The organism is Pseudogemmobacter bohemicus (genome assembly GCF_003290025.1).
In the GTDB taxonomy this organism is placed as follows: Bacteria; Pseudomonadota; Alphaproteobacteria; order Rhodobacterales; family Rhodobacteraceae; genus Pseudogemmobacter; species Pseudogemmobacter bohemicus.
The window spans coordinates 1,306,807-1,321,766 of record NZ_QNHG01000002.1 but is presented as its reverse complement, the minus strand read 5'-3'; the positions used below and the strand labels follow the sequence as shown (position 1 = coordinate 1,321,766).

Genomic DNA, 14,960 nt, shown 5'->3' with positions numbered 1-14,960 from the left:
GTCGACGCACCTGATATGGCAAGCCGCGAGGCATGTGGAGGATTGGGCCAGAAGGGCTTTGTCAACATATGGTCATGGTGGATTCAGTTTTGGAATCCGACTTTTAGCTGGCTGGTATCTGCAGATCATCCCCACCGGCTTAGAAGGCCCGTAACCGGGCCGGAGACAATGAAGCGCTCAGACATCGCAGGCGCGGACGATCTGTTTCTATCCCTCGATGCCCGGAAATCCGCTCTGCCGGGCAAGCGCGGGGGACACCTGCCACTGCTCTCTACCCTTCAGCGAGGCGCCGCTGTGCCGAGCGGGGAGAGAAGCGAGGGGCTGCGCTTTTGCGCAGCCGCATGCAGACTTCCAGGATGAACCCTGGGCTCATCATCTCGAGTAACGTCGGCTTACTGTCGAGCGTCACCGGAACGACCTGGATTAAGGGCATTGCAGTCGAAGAAGAGCGGTATTTGAATGGCTGATTTCGCAACATCGGAACCCAAAAGCGGTCGGGAAGGAATCCTGCCAAAAGCAGACAATCGTTTCCACGGTAACGAGCGGCAGCTTCTTCCGCATCGCTACCATATCTGCTCAGGGTTTGCTGCGGCACCCGTCGAACGTCCGCTTCGGAGAAGCTGCATGCGGCATTCGTGATCGCTCGAAGGGCAGCAAAGGGCCGGGTTCGACGATAGGGCCTCTTTGTGGTTGTCGCTTTCGGCTGCCTCATGGCTGGGGGCGGCGGCCATAGGGCCTAAGAGCCGAAATGCGGCAAATTGGTTTGGTATCTGGGCACATATCCCGGCGCCGAGACCAAGAATGTTTGAGTTGCCTGACTTCGCCGCGGTAGCTGGCGAACTCTGCGAGCACCGCTGCGGCGCAAATCAAAATGTAGAGATGGCGCCCGATCGAAGCCCTACACGTTGATCCCTGGAGGTGCCTCGCCGGATCTTGACTCCGATTCCGCCCCAAATTGATCCCGATTTACAAACACTTAATGCGTCCAGGGGCTGCGGCGGTCGGTGGCGAAATTCTCGCCATAGCCGCGCAGGCGGATATTGGCTTTGCGGGGCGTCGGCTCGACCACGGTATAGGCGATGCCGTGCTGTTGCGCATAGGCCTCGGCCTCTTCGCGGGATTCAAAGCGCAGCCGCACCTGGGTCTGGGTGTCGGAAGACGAGGTCCAGCCCATCAGCGGGTCCACCTCGCGCGCCGAGTCCTGCGCGAATTCCAGCAGCCATTGATGGGTTTTCCCCATGCCGGATTGCATGGCATTGCGGCTGGGCTGGTAGATGCGGGCTCGCATAGGGCTGACCTCCGGATGTGCAGGTCCGTTCTGGCGGAAATGCCGTGAAAGTGCAAGCGATGCCGGCACTCCAGACCATTGCGCCGAACCATCCCACAGGCAAGCGTGCAACCGGGGTTGAACTGGAACAAAAACAGATCAAATTAGCGGAGACCTGTCCGATCTGCCCCCTGCCCCTCCCGAGGCCCGATATGCATAACAACGCGCCCGACCAGCTGCCTGACATTTCCCATATCCAGCCCACCCGGCGCGAAAAGCTGGAAGGCGGGCAGCGCTTTGTCATGCAGACGCCCTTCACGGCGGCAGGCGACCAGCCCGCCGCCATTGCCGAGCTTACCGGGGGGGTGAAGGCGGGAGAGCATGATCAGGTGCTGCTGGGGGCGACGGGCACCGGCAAGACCTTTACCATGGCGAAAGTGATCGAGGAGACGCAGCGCCCGGCGATCATTCTCGCGCCGAACAAAACGCTGGCTGCGCAATTATACGGGGAATTCAAAGGCTTCTTCCCTGATAACGCCGTTGAGTATTTCGTAAGCTACTACGATTATTACCAGCCGGAGGCCTATGTCGCGCGCACCGACACCTTTATCGAAAAGGAAAGCCAGATCAACGAGGCCATCGACCGGATGCGCCATTCGGCCACCCGCGCCCTGCTGGAGCGGGATGATGTGATCATCGTCGCCTCGGTGTCGTGCATCTACGGCATCGGCTCGGTCGAAACCTATTCTGCGATGACCCAGGACATGGTCCAGGGCCAGTTCTACGATCAGCGCAAATTCATTGCCGAGCTGGTGGCACAGCAATATCGCCGCTCGGATGTCGGGTTCCAGCGTGGCGGCTTCCGCGTGCGCGGTGATGTGATCGAGCTCTGGCCCGCCCACCTTGAAGACCGCGCCTGGCGGTTTTCGTTCTTCGGTGAAGAGCTGGAGAGTATCACCGAATTCGACCCGCTGACCGGGGCAAAAAGCGGCAGCTACAACCAGATTCGCATCTATGCGAACAGCCATTATGTGACGCCGCGCCCGACCATGGCCCAGGCGATCCAGGGCATCAGGGCGGAGCTGCATCAGCAGCTGAAACGCTTCAACGATGAGGGGAAGCTGCTGGAGGCGCAAAGGCTGGAACAGCGCACCCGGTTCGACCTTGAGATGCTGGAGGCCACCGGCGTCTGCAACGGGATCGAGAATTACTCGCGCTATCTGACAGGCCGCGCCCCTGGCGAGCCGCCGCCGACGCTTTTCGAATTCATCCCTGATAATGCCATTGTTTTTGCAGATGAATCCCACGTCTCGGTACCGCAGATCGGCGGTATGTACCGGGGCGACTTCCGCAGGAAATCGGTGCTGGCGGAACATGGGTTCCGCCTGCCGTCCTGCATGGATAACCGGCCGCTGAAATTCGAGGAATGGGATGCGATGCGGCCGCAATCGGTCTTTGTCTCGGCCACCCCGGCGGCCTGGGAGATGGAACAGGCGGGCGGTGTTTTCACCGAACAGGTGATCCGCCCGACCGGCCTTCTCGATCCGGTGGTCGAAATCCGCCCGGTCGAGATGCAGGTCGATGATCTGCTTGATGAGGTGCGGCGGGTTGCGGCACGGGGGCTGCGGGTGCTGGTCACCACGCTGACGAAACGCATGGCCGAAGACCTGACCGAATACATGCATGAACAGGGCATCCGCATCCGCTATATGCATTCCGATATCGACACCATCGAGCGGATCGAGATCCTGCGCGACCTGCGGCTGGGCGCGTTTGACGTGCTGGTGGGCATCAACCTGTTGCGCGAGGGGCTGGATATTCCGGAATGCGGCCTGGTGGCGATTCTTGATGCCGATAAAGAAGGGTTCCTGCGCTCGGAAACCTCGCTGATCCAGACCATCGGCCGGGCGGCCCGGAATGCCGAGGGCCGGGTGATCATGTATGCCGACAAGATCACCGGCTCGATGACCCGCGCCATGGCCGAGACGGACCGGCGGCGCGAGAAGCAAAAGGCCTATAACCGCGAACATGGGATCACGCCGCAGACGGTGAAGAAGAATGTCGATGATGTGCTGGCGGGGCTGTGGTCCGGCGATACCGATCAGAGCCGGGTGACAGCAAAGATCGAGCGCCCGGCGGTGGGGCAGAACCTCGCCGCGCATCTCGACGCGCTCAGGACAGCGATGCGCAAGGCGGCGGAGAATCTCGAATTCGAAGAGGCCGCGCGGCTGCGCGATGAGGTGAAACGGCTGGAAGCGGTGGAGCTTGCCGTTGCCGATGACCCGCTGGCGCGGCAATCTGCGGTGGATGAGGCGGTCGAAGAGGCGGTGAAAGCCTCGGGCCGCTCGACCGCCGGGCGCGCGGGGCAACGCGGCGGCAATAAGAAGAGCAAGCGGCGCTAGAAGAGCAAGCGGCGCCAAAGGGTATTCCTGACAGTGGCTAACTCTGTTAACCTTCCTTAACGGAAGGGTTGAGTATCGTGACATTTTACAAGGTTTTTGCCGTTCTCGCGCCGCTTTGCGCCCTTCTGCCCGAAGCAGCCGCCGCCAGCGAATGCGATCAGAACTACTCAGGCGCCTGCGTCCCGGTCGCATCCGATGTGGATTGCGCCGGTGGCAGCGGCAACGGCCCCGCTTATGTCGAGGGCCCGGTCAGGGTGGTCGGGTCAGACATTTACGACCTGGACCGCGATGGCGACGGGATCGGCTGCGACAGCTGACCCCGCCCGCCAGGATTTACGCCGTCCGCACGAGGCGGATCAGCAAAAGCAGGATCACGGCACCGATCGTCGCATGGATGATCGCGGCGATGATCGCATTACCGCCGAAAGTCAGGCCGGTATAGGGCAGGATCAGCCCGGCGATAAAGGCACCGACAATCCCTACCACGATATTGCCGACAAGACCAAATCCGTAACCTTTGACCAGCTGGCCAGCCAGCCAGCCGGCGATCGCGCCGATGATCAGCAGGATCAGAATGCTTTCGATACCCATTTCTTTCCCTCACTTTAGCGAAACGCCGCCAGCGTCCGGAGCGAAGTGCCACTTACGACTGGCATGGCGGTTCGGTTGCAGGGCCTCGGGGGCCGCAGGGTTAACGCAGCAGGGCGCTTCTGGTTCCCTCGCCGGTGCTGCAAGGCCCCCGGCGGATCAGGAGGATGATTGACCTCGACCGCGCATGCACCGATGCTGGGCCTCCCCGCAATGCAACCCGGACCCGGCCCATGCAACTTCTCGACCCGCACCACCCGATGTTCGAACGCCCAGTCTCGCGGTTATTGTGCACGATCCTGCCGATCCTGTGGTCAGGGCTGGAGTTCTTTGTCTTCCAGGCGCCGCTCTGGGGGTTCGCCTTCCTCGCGGCGGGGCTTTACATCGGCTATATGCTGTTCATCATCAGGCCGAAGGGACCCGGGACAAAGAATTAACCGGGCAAAGGATTAGCGGGACGAAAGGTTAACGCGGGCAGCTGACCAGCCCCCGCATCTCACCCGAATCGCCCTGTAACGAGCTTTCGCGCAGTGTGCAGCCGGTAAGCTCCGGGACCAGTTCGATCATGGTGGCACGGATCTCCTGGTGTTCACCGCGCCGCGCATAGCCGAGGCGGATCACCTCGACACTGCCGCCTTTCAGAAAGACCACATAATCATGGCCACCGCGGCTGGCCTCAAACCGCTCGGCGCCGAACATATGCGGCGCGGGCTGGGCGCCGCAGGCGGCAAGAAAGAGGGGAAGGATGAAGGGCATACGCATGGCCCAACCTTCGGCGAACAGGGTTAACAAACTCTGAATATATGCCTGAACACCAGCGGAAGAGCCTCCAGTATTTTCCCATGATCCTGAAATTCCGCGATATTTTCCGGGTGACAAAGCGGATTTTCACGCTTAGCTTTTCCGGCATGTCGATGTCCTGCGCCCCCGTCTGGTTTTATTACTTCCGCTCATGCCAGCGGATGCGGGCGGCTGTGTAACGCGAGACAGGCGATACTCACCAAGAACCCTCAAGCCGCTGGTCCGACCGGCGGCTTTCCGTTTTCGGGGGGGCCGGTCAGAACCTGGGGCACAAAGAACAGGAAGACCGAAATGCCGACCGAGACCAATAATCTGCGTATCCAGGAGTTGCGCCCCCTGCCCTCGCCGCTGGAGCTGGCGGTCGCGATCCCCCGTGATGCCGCCGTCTCCGAGACCGTGGCGCAAAGCCGGAGCGCCATCCGCGAGATCCTGGCCGGGCGCGATGAGCGCCTGCTGCTGGTGATCGGCCCCTGTTCGATCCATGACCCCGAGGCCGCGATGGATTACGCCCGCCGCCTCGCGGCCGAGCGCAAACGCCACCAGGACAAGCTGGAAATCGTGATGCGGGTCTATTTCGAAAAGCCGCGCACCACGGTTGGCTGGAAGGGCCTGATCAACGACCCGCATCTCGACGGCTCCGACCGGATCGAAGACGGGCTGCCGCTGGCGCGGAAGCTGCTCCTCGACATCAACCGCATGGGCCTGCCGGCTTCGACCGAATTCCTTGACCCGATCATGCCGCAATATTTCGCCGATCTGATCGCCTGGGGCGCCATCGGCGCGCGCACCACGGAAAGCCAGATCCATCGCCAGCTGGCCTCGGGGCTGTCCTGTCCGGTGGGGTTCAAGAACGGCACCGATGGCTCGGTCCAGATGGCGCTGGATGCGATCCTCTCGGCGCGCGGGCAGCACAGTTTCCCGGCGATCACCGCAGACGGGCGGGCGGCGATTGCCCGGACGCTCGGCAATCAGGATTGCCATGTCGTGCTGCGCGGCGGCTCGAAAGGGCCGAATTACAGCGCGGCCGATGTCGATGCGGTGGCGCTCGCGGCCGCAAAAGCCGGCATTGATCCGGGCATTATGATCGACGCGAGCCACGCGAACAGCGGCAAGGACCCGGCCCGCCAGCCCGGTGTCGTCGCGGATATCGCCGACCGCATCCGTGCAGGCGAGCGCCGCATCCGCGCGCTGATGGTCGAGAGCAATCTGGTCGCCGGTGCGCAAAAAGTCGTTCCGGGTCAGCCGCTTGTCTATGGCCAGTCGATCACCGACGGCTGCATCTCCTGGGATCAGACGGTCGAGCTGCTGGACGGGCTGGCCGATGCGGTCAAGGCCGGAGACATGGTCGCCGCCTGAGCCGCGATCTCGATACGCTGGCCGCCTTCGGTGATCCAGGCGGCCAGCCGCGCCACAGCCGCGCCCTCGGGCAGGCGACCGCGCCCTTTCAGCGCGCATTCCCAGATGATGGCGATGCGCCAGCCCTGCGCCTCCAGCGCCGCAAGATTTCGGGCATCGCGGGCAACATTGCCGCCAATCTTGGTGCGCCAGAACGCCTCGCGCGTGGCGGGCCAGCGGAAGAGAGCGCAGCCATGGCCGTGCCAGAAACAGCCATTGGCAAAGATAACCACCCGGTGCTTTGGCAGCACCAGATCAGGCCGCCCGGGCAGATCGCGCGCCTGAAGCCGATAGCGAAACCCCAGCCCATGCAGCCCACGGCGCAGCAGCATCTCGGGTCCGGTATCGGCCCCCCGGATCGCCTGCATATTACGCCGCCTCGCGGCAGGCGGATGCACGTCAGCCATGGATCAGCGACAGGATATGCGGCCGCATCTTCTGCGCCACCTCGGCAAAAACCGGCACCGCAACCGAATTGCCGAATTGCCGATACGCCTGGGTATCGGAAACCGGGATGCGGAAGCTGTCATCATAGCCCATCAGCCGCGCGCATTCCCTGGGCGTCAGCCGGCGCGGATTCTCGCCCTCACGCTGGCGGATCAGGATTTCCGAGCCATCCTTGTAATAGCGCGCCGAGAGGGTGCGGGCGATATCCCCCTCGCCGAACAGGCCGAAACCAAAGCCATTGCCCTTTGCCCGGTGCTTGGCCGCATAATCCTGGAGATAGCGCCAGAGCTTGTCGGTCAGCGTATATTTCTCGCTGACAACCGCATCGGGGCCGGTGGTGAAATGGCCCTCGGGCCGCTCGGTGCCGTTCTCGGGATGCAGGATAGTGCCCAGCCGGCGGGTGCCATAGGAGGGCAGCTCAAGATCATCCCAGCTGAAAGGGCTGGCCTCGCGAAAGCCCACCATCACGATCCGCTCGCGATGCTGCGGCACGAAATGGCCGGCATCAATTACCTTCGTAAACAGCTGGTAGCCGAGGTCTTGGGTCAGCACCCGATGGATCACAGCAAAGGTGTTGCCCTTGTCATGGCTTTGCAGGTTCTTGACATTTTCCAACAGAAACGCCACCGGACGATGGTGTTTTATCAGCCGTGCCACGTCAAAAAACAACGTACCCTGGGTTTCATCAGCAAAGCCATGCGAGCGGCCAAGCGCGTTTTTCTTCGACACTCCGGCGATGGAAAACGGCTGACAGGGAAAGCCCGCGACCAGCACGTCATGCCCGGGCACATCCGCCTCGGCCACCTGGCGGATATCGCCGGCAATCGGGCGGTTATCAGGGTAATTGGCGTGATAGGTCTTCTGCGCGAACTGATCCCATTCCGAGGTAAAGACGCAGCGCCCGCCCGCTGCTTCCATGGCGCGGCGCAAGCCCCCGATGCCGGCGAAAAGGTCGATAAAGGTGAACGAGCCCTCGGATGCCGGATGCCGCCCTGCCTCGGCGCGCAGCACGGTCAGCACCGCCTCACGCGGGGCTTCCTCGCCGCGCTTCCAGCGGTAGATATGACCCTCGGAATAGCCAAGCCGTTTCGCCGCATCAGGAACGGACCAGCCCGCCTGGGCCAGGAGCCTGTCGAATTCAGTCTGCATCGGGGCTTTCAGCATCTGGGAATTTTTCTGACATTAGGGCGATTTCCATCCCGCGGCAACCAGGGTTGCGGCGCCCCGCCCAGGGCTGATTTGGCCTCGCTCAAGATCGGGCGCGGGCACGCGGCCTATCGGGTCGCAAAGGCCGCGTGCCGGTCTTTGCCGTGACACCGGATCTGTCCATGAAATCCCGCATCCTACTCGCCGCCTGATCGCCTGCGGCCTCGCCTCGCCTCGCCTCGCCAGGGCTGGCCGCCGAATTCGAGATGCATATGCTTAACAAAGGCGCCGCCGGCACCATGGTGTCCGAGCCGGGGGGACGTGATCAAATTCCGCCCGACCGACAAGAGCCATACTGTCTAGGCGATCAAGGATATGCTGCCGCGCCGGCGCGGCGGTGTTCAAAGGCAAGATCAACGAAGATCTCGACGTGACCATCACCGAACCCGGCATTTACGGCGTCAAATGCACGCCGCATTTCGCGATGGAAATGGTGATCCAGATCGGCGAGGCGCCCGCGGACCTGTCGGCGCAGATCGAGACACTCAAGGCGATGAAAATGCCGAAGAACGCGCGCGAGCGGATGGATGCGGCGCTGGATCAGGTGACGTAAGCTGGCCAGGCGCCGCCCGGATCCCGGGCCGGGCGGCGCCTCCCCTTACTTATTCATCCTGTTTTGGATGATGTCATCGACGACGGTTGGGTCAGCGAGGGTTGAGGTGTCACCGAGGGCTGCGAAGTCGTTTTCGGCGATTTTTCTGAGGATGCGGCGCATGATCTTGCCGGAGCGGGTTTTCGGGAGGCCGGGGGCGAACTGGATCAGGTCGGGTTTGGCGATCGGGCCGATCTCGGTGCGGACCCAGGCCTCCAGCTCCTTGCGCAATTCCGGCGAGGGCTGGACGCCGTTCATCAGCGTGACATAGGCGTAGATGCCCTGGCCTTTCAGGTCATGCGGATAGCCCACCACCGCCGCCTCGGCGACTTTCTCATGCGCGACCAGGGCAGATTCGACCTCGGCCGTGCCCATCCTATGGCCCGAAACATTGATCACGTCATCGACCCGGCCGGTGATCCAGTAATAGCCATCCGCGTCGCGGCGGCAGCCGTCGCCGGTGAAATAATAGCCCTTATACTGGCTGAAATAGGCCTCTTCGAACCGCGCATGATCGCCCCAGAGGGTGCGCATCTGACCCGGCCAGCTGTCGGCGATACACAGCACGCCCTCGCATTCGGTCTCTTCCTGAACGGCCGCCGTTTGCGGGTCCAGCACCACCGGCTTCACCCCGAAGAAGGGGAAGGTCGCCGAGCCCGGCTTCGTCGCCGTAGCCCCCGGCAGGGGCGTCAGCATATGGCCGCCGGTCTCGGTCTGCCAGAAGGTGTCGACGATCGGCAGTTTCCCTTTTCCAACATATTTGTCGTACCAGGCCCATGCTTCGGGGTTGATAGGTTCACCAACCGAACCAAGCAGCTTCAGGCTGCTCAGATCATGCTTCTCGACGAAATCCGGCCCCATCCCCATCAGCGACCGGATCGCGGTCGGCGCGGTGTAGAACTGGTTGACCTTGTGTTTGGCGCAGACCTCCCAGAAACGGCCGGCATCGGGGAAGGTCGGAACACCTTCGAACATCAGCGTGGTGCCGCCATTCGCCAGCGGCCCATAGACGATATAGGAGTGGCCGGTGACCCAGCCGACATCCGCCGTGCACCAATAGACATCGCCATCATGGTAATCGAACGTATATTGATGCGTCATCGCGGCATAGACGAGGTAGCCGCCCGAGGTATGAACGACCCCCTTCGGCTTGCCGGTCGAGCCGGAGGTGTAGAGGATGAACAGCGGATCCTCGGCGCCCACCTCGACATAGGGGCAATAGGGACGGGCCTCGGCCATCTCGGCCAGCAGATCGAAATCGCGCCCCGAGACCCAGGAGGTCTGCTCGCCGGTGCGCTTGACGACCAGACATTTGACGCGGTCCGAACAGTGCAAAAGCGCCTTGTCGGTATTGTCCTTGAGCCCGGTCTTCTTGCCGGCGCGCGGCGCCCAGTCGGCGGTGATGACAAGCTTCGCCTCGGAATCATTGATGCGGTTCGCCAGAGCATCTGGAGAAAAGCCACCGAAAACAACGGAATGCACCGCGCCGATCCGGGCGCAGGCCAGCATCGCATAGGCCGCCTCGGGGATCATCGGCAGGTAAAGAACAACCCGGTCGCCCTTTTTGACGCCATGCGCCTTCAGCACATTGGCCATGCGCGAGACCTGCTCCAGCAGCTCGCGGTAAGTGATGTGGCGGGCGGCATCGGTGGCGGGATCATCCGGCTCCCAGATGATCGCGACCTGGTCCGCGCGGTCGATCAGATGGCGGTCGATGCAATTCGCCGCCACATTCAGCGAGCCGTCGCCGAACCAGCGGATCGAGATATTCCCGGGCGCGAAGCTCGTCTCCTTCACCACCGTGTAAGGCGCGATCCAGTCCAGACGAAGACCCTCACGACCCCAGAACCCCTCGGGCGAGACAACCGATTCCCCATAAAGACGCGCGTAACCCGCCGCATCAACATGCGCTCCCAGCGCAAATTCCGATGACGGCGCGCGGCTTACTACCGGAGCTGACATGACATTTCCTCCCTTGCCGGGGCGGTTTCCCCCGGGGCCATGAATATGGTCCCGCTCCCGCCCTGAATCGCTGGACAGGGGCGATCCCATGCCGCCCCCCATAATGCGATAGGGAACCCAGGGCGGAGAAAGGTCAATAAGCCGAAGGTGTGATCCTGCTCAACCGAAGGTGAAATCACGCAAATAGGCGGGCGCTTCTGCCGCGAGTCCGGGCGCCAGATCGGGCGCCGGCCGCGCCGGGCCGGTCACCATCTGCATCGGCAGTACCCCGGCCCAGACCGGCCAGGTGGCATCCTCGGGCGGGTCAGTCGGGTCACAGGCGCTGATCTTGGCCGAGGCCTCGGAAATCGGCAGCGACAGCACTGCCGTTGCCTTCAGTTCCTGCGCCGTCATCGGGCGCAGGGCATCCCAGCGACCGGGGAACAGCCGCTCCATCATCGCCTTCAGCGCGGCCTCTTTCTCGCCCGGGTCGCGCAGCGCCACCGCCTCGCCGAACACCATGACCGAACGGTATTGCGTCGAATGCTCCAGCCCGGACCGCGCCAGCACCATCCCGTCCACCGCCGTCACTGTGACGCAGACCTTTGCCCCGGCGGCCGCTTTCATCATCCGGCTGGCAGAGGAGCCGTGCCAGTAAATCCGCTCTCCCATCCGCCATTGCAGGGTTGCTGTCACCACCGGCTGACCGTCGATCAGATGGCCGATATGCGCCAGCGGGATGCGGTCAAGCAGATCGCGGATCACCCCGGGATCATAGCTGGCAAGGCCGTGCTGGCGGCGGGCGCGGCTCAGGGTCGAAGGCGGTTTATGTCCGGACATGCTGGCTCCTGCTGGCCTCATATGGCCGCCAGTCTTTCCTGGTGCCGGGGCCCCGTCCCGCCCGTTTCAGCCAGGATCCGGTCCGGGACCGACAGCAGAAAACCCCGCCCGGTGCGCCGGACGGGGCTTCAATCTGATTGCGGCGCCCGGGCGCCGGCGGCGGCTCAGGCGGCGGCTTGCGCTTTTTCGATCTCGCGCTTGATTTTCAGCGCATCGGTCGAGAGTTCCGCATCCTTGGCACGGGCCAGGAAGGCATCGAGGCCACCGCGGTGATCCACGGTCCGCAGGGCAGCGGCCGAGATGCGCAGCGTGTAGGTCTTGCCCAGCACGTCGGATGCCAGCGAAACCTCGTTCAGGTTCGGCAGAAAGCGGCGGCGATTCTTGTTATTCGCATGGCTGACCGTGTTGCCGGTCATCGGGCCTTTGCCCGTCAGTTCGCAAACGCGCGACATTGCGGTATCCTTCAGGTCTGTTCAGCTTTCGCTGTATTGGCTCAGCTTGCGCTGCATGTTCAAAGGACAAACCCGAGGGAATCCCCCCGCTGTCCGAATTCGATCCCGGGGCAAATACGGGGAATTCGCTCCGGCGTCAAGCGATTCACCACCCCGGCGGGGGCGGTGAATGCAGATTCAGGCCTGACGGCCAAGCGCGGTCAGCATCTGCCGCGCGGCAGCCTCGGGCGTGGCCTCGCCGGTCGCCACCTGGGCCGCCAGCCGCGCCAGAATACCCTTTGCCGGTTCACGCTCCAGCACCGATAACAGCCCGTACCGCACCTCTTCGCCGAACCAATGCGCCGCCTGATCCGAGCGCCTGCGCCCCCAGTGCCCCTGTTCCTGCCGCCAGGCGGCAAGCCGGGTTATCTCTTCCCAGGCCTTATCCAGGCCCGAGCCGCTATAGGCGGAAACCGGCATCGCCCTAGGAAAGCCCTCGGGATCCTGCACCCGCTTGCGCAACAGACGCAGCGCGCCGGCATAGTCAGCCACGGTGCGGGTCGCGGTGGCCAGCAGATCACCATCGGCCTTGTTCACCAGAATCATATCGGCCATTTCCATGATGCCGCGCTTGACGCCCTGCAGCTCATCACCGCCCGCCGGGGCCATCAGCAACAGGAAGATATCGCAGATCTCGGCCACCATGGTCTCGGACTGACCGACGCCGACCGTCTCGATCAGCACGAGGTCAAACCCCGCCGCCTCGCACAAAGCCACCGCCTCGCGGGTGCGCCGCGCAACACCGCCCATATGGGCCTGGCTGGGCGAGGGGCGGATATAGGCATTAGGATGGCGCGAGAGCTGCTCCATCCGGGTCTTGTCGCCAAGGATTGAGCCCCCCGAACGCGCCGAGGACGGATCGACCGCCAGCACCGCGATCTTCTTGCCGCCATCGGCCAGCTTCATGCCGAAGGCCTCAATAAAAGTCGATTTTCCCACCCCGGGCGTGCCGGAAAGCCCCAGCCGCAGCGACTGACGTCCGACACCGCGCAGGGCCGATATCAGCTCGACCGCCTGTTCGCGGTGATCGGGCCGCGCGCTTTCGATCAGCGTGATCCCCCGCGCCAGTGCCCGCCTGTCGCCCGACGAGATCGCCGCAGCCATCGCACCGATATCCATCGACCGCCCCTGTCCGAATGCCTCTCCCATCGGCCCGTCTCAATTCGCCTGCGGATAGGAAATGACCGAGAGGTAACGCGCCGGGAGTTTGTTCAGCTGCTCTGGCCCATGCGGCGCATCGGCGTCGAAAAACAGGCTGTCGCCGGGCTGCATCAGGAAGGTCTGCTCGCCATGGCGGTAAACCACTTCGCCTTCCAGCATGTAAAGCAGCTCGATCCCGTCATGCTGGAAAGTCGGGAAGATGTCGGATTGCTCGTTCAGCGTGATCAGATAGGGCTCGACGATCACGCCCGATGCGTTTTCGCCGATATGGCCCAAAAGGCTGTATTGATGGCCTGCACGGGTGCCGGCGCGTTCCATGATCACCGCCTCGCCGGATTTCACATGCATGACCTGGCGGTTTTCCTCATAGCGGCGGAAGAACGAGGTCAGCGGCACGGAAAGCGCATGGGCCAGCACCTGCAGCGTGGTCAGCGAGGGCGAGGTGATGCCGTTCTCGATCTTCGAGACCATGCCGATCGACAGCCCCGTCTGTTTCGAGAGATCAGCGACCGTCATCCCCTTTTGCCTCCGGAAGCTGCGCACGGCGCGACCGATGGCAACCTCCAGCACTTTCTCACGCGGCTCGGATACCCGATGCGGGTCCTGGGAGAGGGATCGAAGTGGCTTGGCGGGCTCTGCTTTCTTCGGTCGGCTGGTCATCAATTCCCTCTGTGTCACTCTGTTTACCGTCACTCACGCAGGGCGGCGTCGGGTTTCCGGCCGGCCCGCCCGCTGACGGTGCTTGTATCATCCCAGCAAAATATGGCTATCCTAGCGAGAAATGTTTCCTGAGAGAATAAGAAACATGAACCAAGATGAAAGCTGCCTGCATCTGGGCTTTCTGATCTTCCCGGGCTTCCCGATGGCCTGCCTGACCTCGGCCATCGAGCCCTTGCGCGCGGCGAATGAGATCACCGGCAAACGCGCCTTCCGCTGGAGCGTGGTGGGGGAAACCGCCAGCCGGGTCGTGTCTTCGGCCGAGGTGGGTTTCGACCCCGATCTGGCGCTGGCCGATGCCCTGGGGTTCGATCAGCTCTATATCCTCTCCGGTCCTGCGGGGCGCTTTGCCAATGCCCGCGGCTCGAACGCGGTGCTGCGGCGGCTGGCGCGGCATGGCACAGGGATCGGCGCCTTTTCCGGCGGCATCTTCCCCCTGGCGCGTTCGGGCCTGCTGGATGGCCACAAGACATCGGTGCACTGGTGCTACGAGGCGGCGTTCAAGGCAGAATTCCCCGGCGTGATCGCCTCAGAAAAGGTGATCACCATAGACCGCGACCGGCTGACGGCGGCAGGCGCTACGGCGGTCTTCGATCTGATGCTGCGGCTGATCGACGAGCAACTCGGGCCCGAGGCAATGACCGAAGTGGCCTGCTGGTTCCAGCACCCTTTTGTGCGCGGCGAAGAGGTCGAACAAAAAACGCCGACACTGCGCTCGGACCGCACCGAGGATATGCTCCCCGCCCCGGTCGCCCGCGCGATCCGGCTGTTTGCCGAACATATTGAAGACCCGATCCAGATCGCCGAAGTGGCCGAGGCGGTGGATCTGTCGTCGCGCCAGTTCGACCGGTCGTTCAAGCGCTCCACCGGCCAGAGCCCGCTGAAATATTATCGGCTGCTCAGGCTGAAGAAGGCACGGCAGATGGCGCTTTATTCCAACGACACGATCACCGAAATCGCACTGGCGGTGGGCTATGCCAGCACCACGCCGCTGGTGCGCCATTACCAACAGGCTTTCGGCCTCACCCCGCAAGAGGACCGCAAACAGGCCAATCAGTTCCGGGTGAAGGAAAACGCACCGCTGCCCGCTGTCTGACCGCCCGCCCCTGGCT

17 protein-coding genes are annotated in these 14,960 nt (G+C 63.0%); 7 read left to right on the top strand and 10 right to left on the bottom strand.

Going from position 1 to position 14,960, the window contains the following annotated elements; all coding sequences use genetic code 11:
- Positions 1-976 precede the first annotated feature (976 nt).
- Positions 977-1,288 carry an ETC complex I subunit gene (locus DRF71_RS14185; protein WP_112311124.1) on the bottom strand — a complete coding sequence of 104 codons (312 nt, stop codon included), beginning with the start codon at positions 1,286-1,288 and terminating at the stop codon, positions 977-979.
- Between the two features lie 191 nt (positions 1,289-1,479).
- Here DRF71_RS14185 and uvrB point away from each other — a divergent pair, with 191 nt between their 5' ends.
- Together uvrB and DRF71_RS14175 are read left to right on the top strand one after the other, a co-directional pair.
- Positions 1,480-3,669 (top strand): excinuclease ABC subunit UvrB, encoded by a 2,190-nt coding sequence (gene uvrB, locus DRF71_RS14180; RefSeq protein ID WP_112311338.1) that lies wholly within the window; start codon positions 1,480-1,482, stop codon positions 3,667-3,669.
- Positions 3,670-3,746: 77 nt separating this feature from the next.
- Positions 3,747-3,986: a hypothetical protein gene (locus DRF71_RS14175; protein ID WP_112311123.1), complete on the top strand. Its 240-nt coding sequence runs from the start codon at positions 3,747-3,749 to the stop codon at positions 3,984-3,986.
- A 16-nt stretch (positions 3,987-4,002) separates the two neighbouring features.
- Here the strand turns inward: DRF71_RS14175 and DRF71_RS14170 are convergent, their stop codons facing one another.
- Positions 4,003-4,260, bottom strand: a complete 258-nt coding sequence (locus DRF71_RS14170) for a GlsB/YeaQ/YmgE family stress response membrane protein (RefSeq protein WP_112311122.1) — start codon at positions 4,258-4,260, stop codon at positions 4,003-4,005.
- 230 nt (positions 4,261-4,490) lie between these two features.
- Here DRF71_RS14170 and DRF71_RS14165 point away from each other — a divergent pair, with 230 nt between their 5' ends.
- Positions 4,491-4,694: a hypothetical protein gene (locus DRF71_RS14165; RefSeq protein ID WP_112311121.1), complete on the top strand. Its 204-nt coding sequence runs from the start codon at positions 4,491-4,493 to the stop codon at positions 4,692-4,694.
- Positions 4,695-4,722: 28 nt separating this feature from the next.
- On the opposite strand, the gene DRF71_RS14160 is transcribed toward DRF71_RS14165, so the two are convergent.
- Positions 4,723-5,019: a hypothetical protein gene (locus DRF71_RS14160; protein WP_157971091.1), complete on the bottom strand. Its 297-nt coding sequence runs from the start codon at positions 5,017-5,019 to the stop codon at positions 4,723-4,725.
- Between the two features lie 80 nt (positions 5,020-5,099).
- Here DRF71_RS14160 and DRF71_RS27455 point away from each other — a divergent pair, with 80 nt between their 5' ends.
- Together DRF71_RS27455 and DRF71_RS14155 are read left to right on the top strand one after the other, a co-directional pair.
- Positions 5,100-5,237, top strand: coding sequence for a hypothetical protein (locus DRF71_RS27455; RefSeq protein WP_157971090.1), 138 nt, complete (start codon positions 5,100-5,102; stop codon positions 5,235-5,237).
- A 112-nt stretch (positions 5,238-5,349) separates the two neighbouring features.
- Positions 5,350-6,414, top strand: coding sequence for a 3-deoxy-7-phosphoheptulonate synthase (locus DRF71_RS14155; protein ID WP_112311119.1), 1,065 nt, complete (start codon positions 5,350-5,352; stop codon positions 6,412-6,414).
- On the opposite strand, the gene DRF71_RS14150 is transcribed toward DRF71_RS14155, so the two are convergent.
- Together DRF71_RS14150 and dcm are read right to left on the bottom strand one after the other, a co-directional pair.
- Positions 6,348-6,821 carry a very short patch repair endonuclease gene (locus tag DRF71_RS14150; protein WP_232831504.1) on the bottom strand — a complete coding sequence of 158 codons (474 nt, stop codon included), beginning with the start codon at positions 6,819-6,821 and terminating at the stop codon, positions 6,348-6,350. The two genes, DRF71_RS14155 and DRF71_RS14150, sit on opposite strands and share 67 nt — an antisense overlap.
- A 31-nt stretch (positions 6,822-6,852) precedes the next feature.
- Positions 6,853-8,049 carry a DNA (cytosine-5-)-methyltransferase gene (gene dcm / locus DRF71_RS14145; protein ID WP_112311337.1) on the bottom strand — a complete coding sequence of 399 codons (1,197 nt, stop codon included), beginning with the start codon at positions 8,047-8,049 and terminating at the stop codon, positions 6,853-6,855.
- 394 nt (positions 8,050-8,443) lie between these two features.
- Between dcm and DRF71_RS28645 the strand changes: the two genes are divergently transcribed.
- Positions 8,444-8,659 (top strand): plastocyanin/azurin family copper-binding protein, encoded by a 216-nt coding sequence (locus tag DRF71_RS28645; protein WP_232831503.1) that lies wholly within the window; start codon positions 8,444-8,446, stop codon positions 8,657-8,659.
- A 45-nt stretch (positions 8,660-8,704) separates the two neighbouring features.
- On the opposite strand, the gene acs is transcribed toward DRF71_RS28645, so the two are convergent.
- The 5 genes from acs to DRF71_RS14115 all read right to left on the bottom strand — a co-directional run bounded on the left by acs (position 8,705) and on the right by DRF71_RS14115 (position 13,791).
- The gene (gene acs / locus DRF71_RS14135) at positions 8,705-10,660 is read right to left on the bottom strand and encodes an acetate--CoA ligase (RefSeq protein WP_112311117.1); all 1,956 of its coding nucleotides are present in this window, start codon (positions 10,658-10,660) and stop codon (positions 8,705-8,707) included.
- 159 nt (positions 10,661-10,819) lie between these two features.
- A complete protein-coding gene (locus tag DRF71_RS14130) occupies positions 10,820-11,479 on the bottom strand; it encodes a pyridoxamine 5'-phosphate oxidase family protein (protein ID WP_157971089.1) in 660 nt (219 codons plus the stop codon).
- Positions 11,480-11,643: 164 nt separating this feature from the next.
- A complete protein-coding gene (gene rpmB / locus DRF71_RS14125; protein ID WP_112311115.1) occupies positions 11,644-11,931 on the bottom strand; it encodes a 50S ribosomal protein L28 in 288 nt (95 codons plus the stop codon).
- A 177-nt stretch (positions 11,932-12,108) separates the two neighbouring features.
- Positions 12,109-13,089, bottom strand: coding sequence for a methylmalonyl Co-A mutase-associated GTPase MeaB (gene meaB / locus DRF71_RS14120; RefSeq protein ID WP_112311336.1), 981 nt, complete (start codon positions 13,087-13,089; stop codon positions 12,109-12,111).
- 39 nt (positions 13,090-13,128) lie between these two features.
- Entirely contained in the window at positions 13,129-13,791 is a 663-nt protein-coding gene (locus DRF71_RS14115) for a helix-turn-helix domain-containing protein (RefSeq protein WP_112311335.1), read from the bottom strand.
- A gap of 145 nt (positions 13,792-13,936) precedes the next feature.
- Here DRF71_RS14115 and DRF71_RS14110 point away from each other — a divergent pair, with 145 nt between their 5' ends.
- Positions 13,937-14,944: a GlxA family transcriptional regulator gene (locus tag DRF71_RS14110; protein WP_112311114.1), complete on the top strand. Its 1,008-nt coding sequence runs from the start codon at positions 13,937-13,939 to the stop codon at positions 14,942-14,944.
- The last annotated feature ends 16 nt before the right edge of the window (positions 14,945-14,960 follow it).

Bases quoted from the DNA above. Each gene is read 5' to 3' on its own strand.
- meaB (WP_112311336.1), bottom strand. From the start codon at position 13,089: ATGGATATCGGTGCGATGGCTGCGGCGATCTCGTCGGGCGACAGGCGG.
- DRF71_RS14160 (WP_157971091.1), bottom strand. From the start codon at position 5,019: ATGCGTATGCCCTTCATCCTTCCCCTCTTTCTTGCCGCCTGCGGCGCC.
- DRF71_RS14170 (WP_112311122.1), bottom strand. From the start codon at position 4,260: ATGGGTATCGAAAGCATTCTGATCCTGCTGATCATCGGCGCGATCGCC.
- DRF71_RS27455 (WP_157971090.1), top strand. From the start codon at position 5,100: ATGATCCTGAAATTCCGCGATATTTTCCGGGTGACAAAGCGGATTTTC.
- DRF71_RS14155 (WP_112311119.1), top strand. From the start codon at position 5,350: ATGCCGACCGAGACCAATAATCTGCGTATCCAGGAGTTGCGCCCCCTG.
- DRF71_RS14110 (WP_112311114.1), top strand. From the start codon at position 13,937: ATGAACCAAGATGAAAGCTGCCTGCATCTGGGCTTTCTGATCTTCCCG.
- DRF71_RS14150 (WP_232831504.1), bottom strand. From the start codon at position 6,821: ATGCAGGCGATCCGGGGGGCCGATACCGGACCCGAGATGCTGCTGCGC.
- dcm (WP_112311337.1), bottom strand. From the start codon at position 8,049: ATGCAGACTGAATTCGACAGGCTCCTGGCCCAGGCGGGCTGGTCCGTT.
- DRF71_RS14165 (WP_112311121.1), top strand. From the start codon at position 4,491: ATGCAACTTCTCGACCCGCACCACCCGATGTTCGAACGCCCAGTCTCG.
- uvrB (WP_112311338.1), top strand. From the start codon at position 1,480: ATGCATAACAACGCGCCCGACCAGCTGCCTGACATTTCCCATATCCAG.
- DRF71_RS14185 (WP_112311124.1), bottom strand. From the start codon at position 1,288: ATGCGAGCCCGCATCTACCAGCCCAGCCGCAATGCCATGCAATCCGGC.
- rpmB (WP_112311115.1), bottom strand. From the start codon at position 11,931: ATGTCGCGCGTTTGCGAACTGACGGGCAAAGGCCCGATGACCGGCAAC.
- acs (WP_112311117.1), bottom strand. From the start codon at position 10,660: ATGTCAGCTCCGGTAGTAAGCCGCGCGCCGTCATCGGAATTTGCGCTG.
- DRF71_RS14115 (WP_112311335.1), bottom strand. From the start codon at position 13,791: ATGACCAGCCGACCGAAGAAAGCAGAGCCCGCCAAGCCACTTCGATCC.
- DRF71_RS14130 (WP_157971089.1), bottom strand. From the start codon at position 11,479: ATGTCCGGACATAAACCGCCTTCGACCCTGAGCCGCGCCCGCCGCCAG.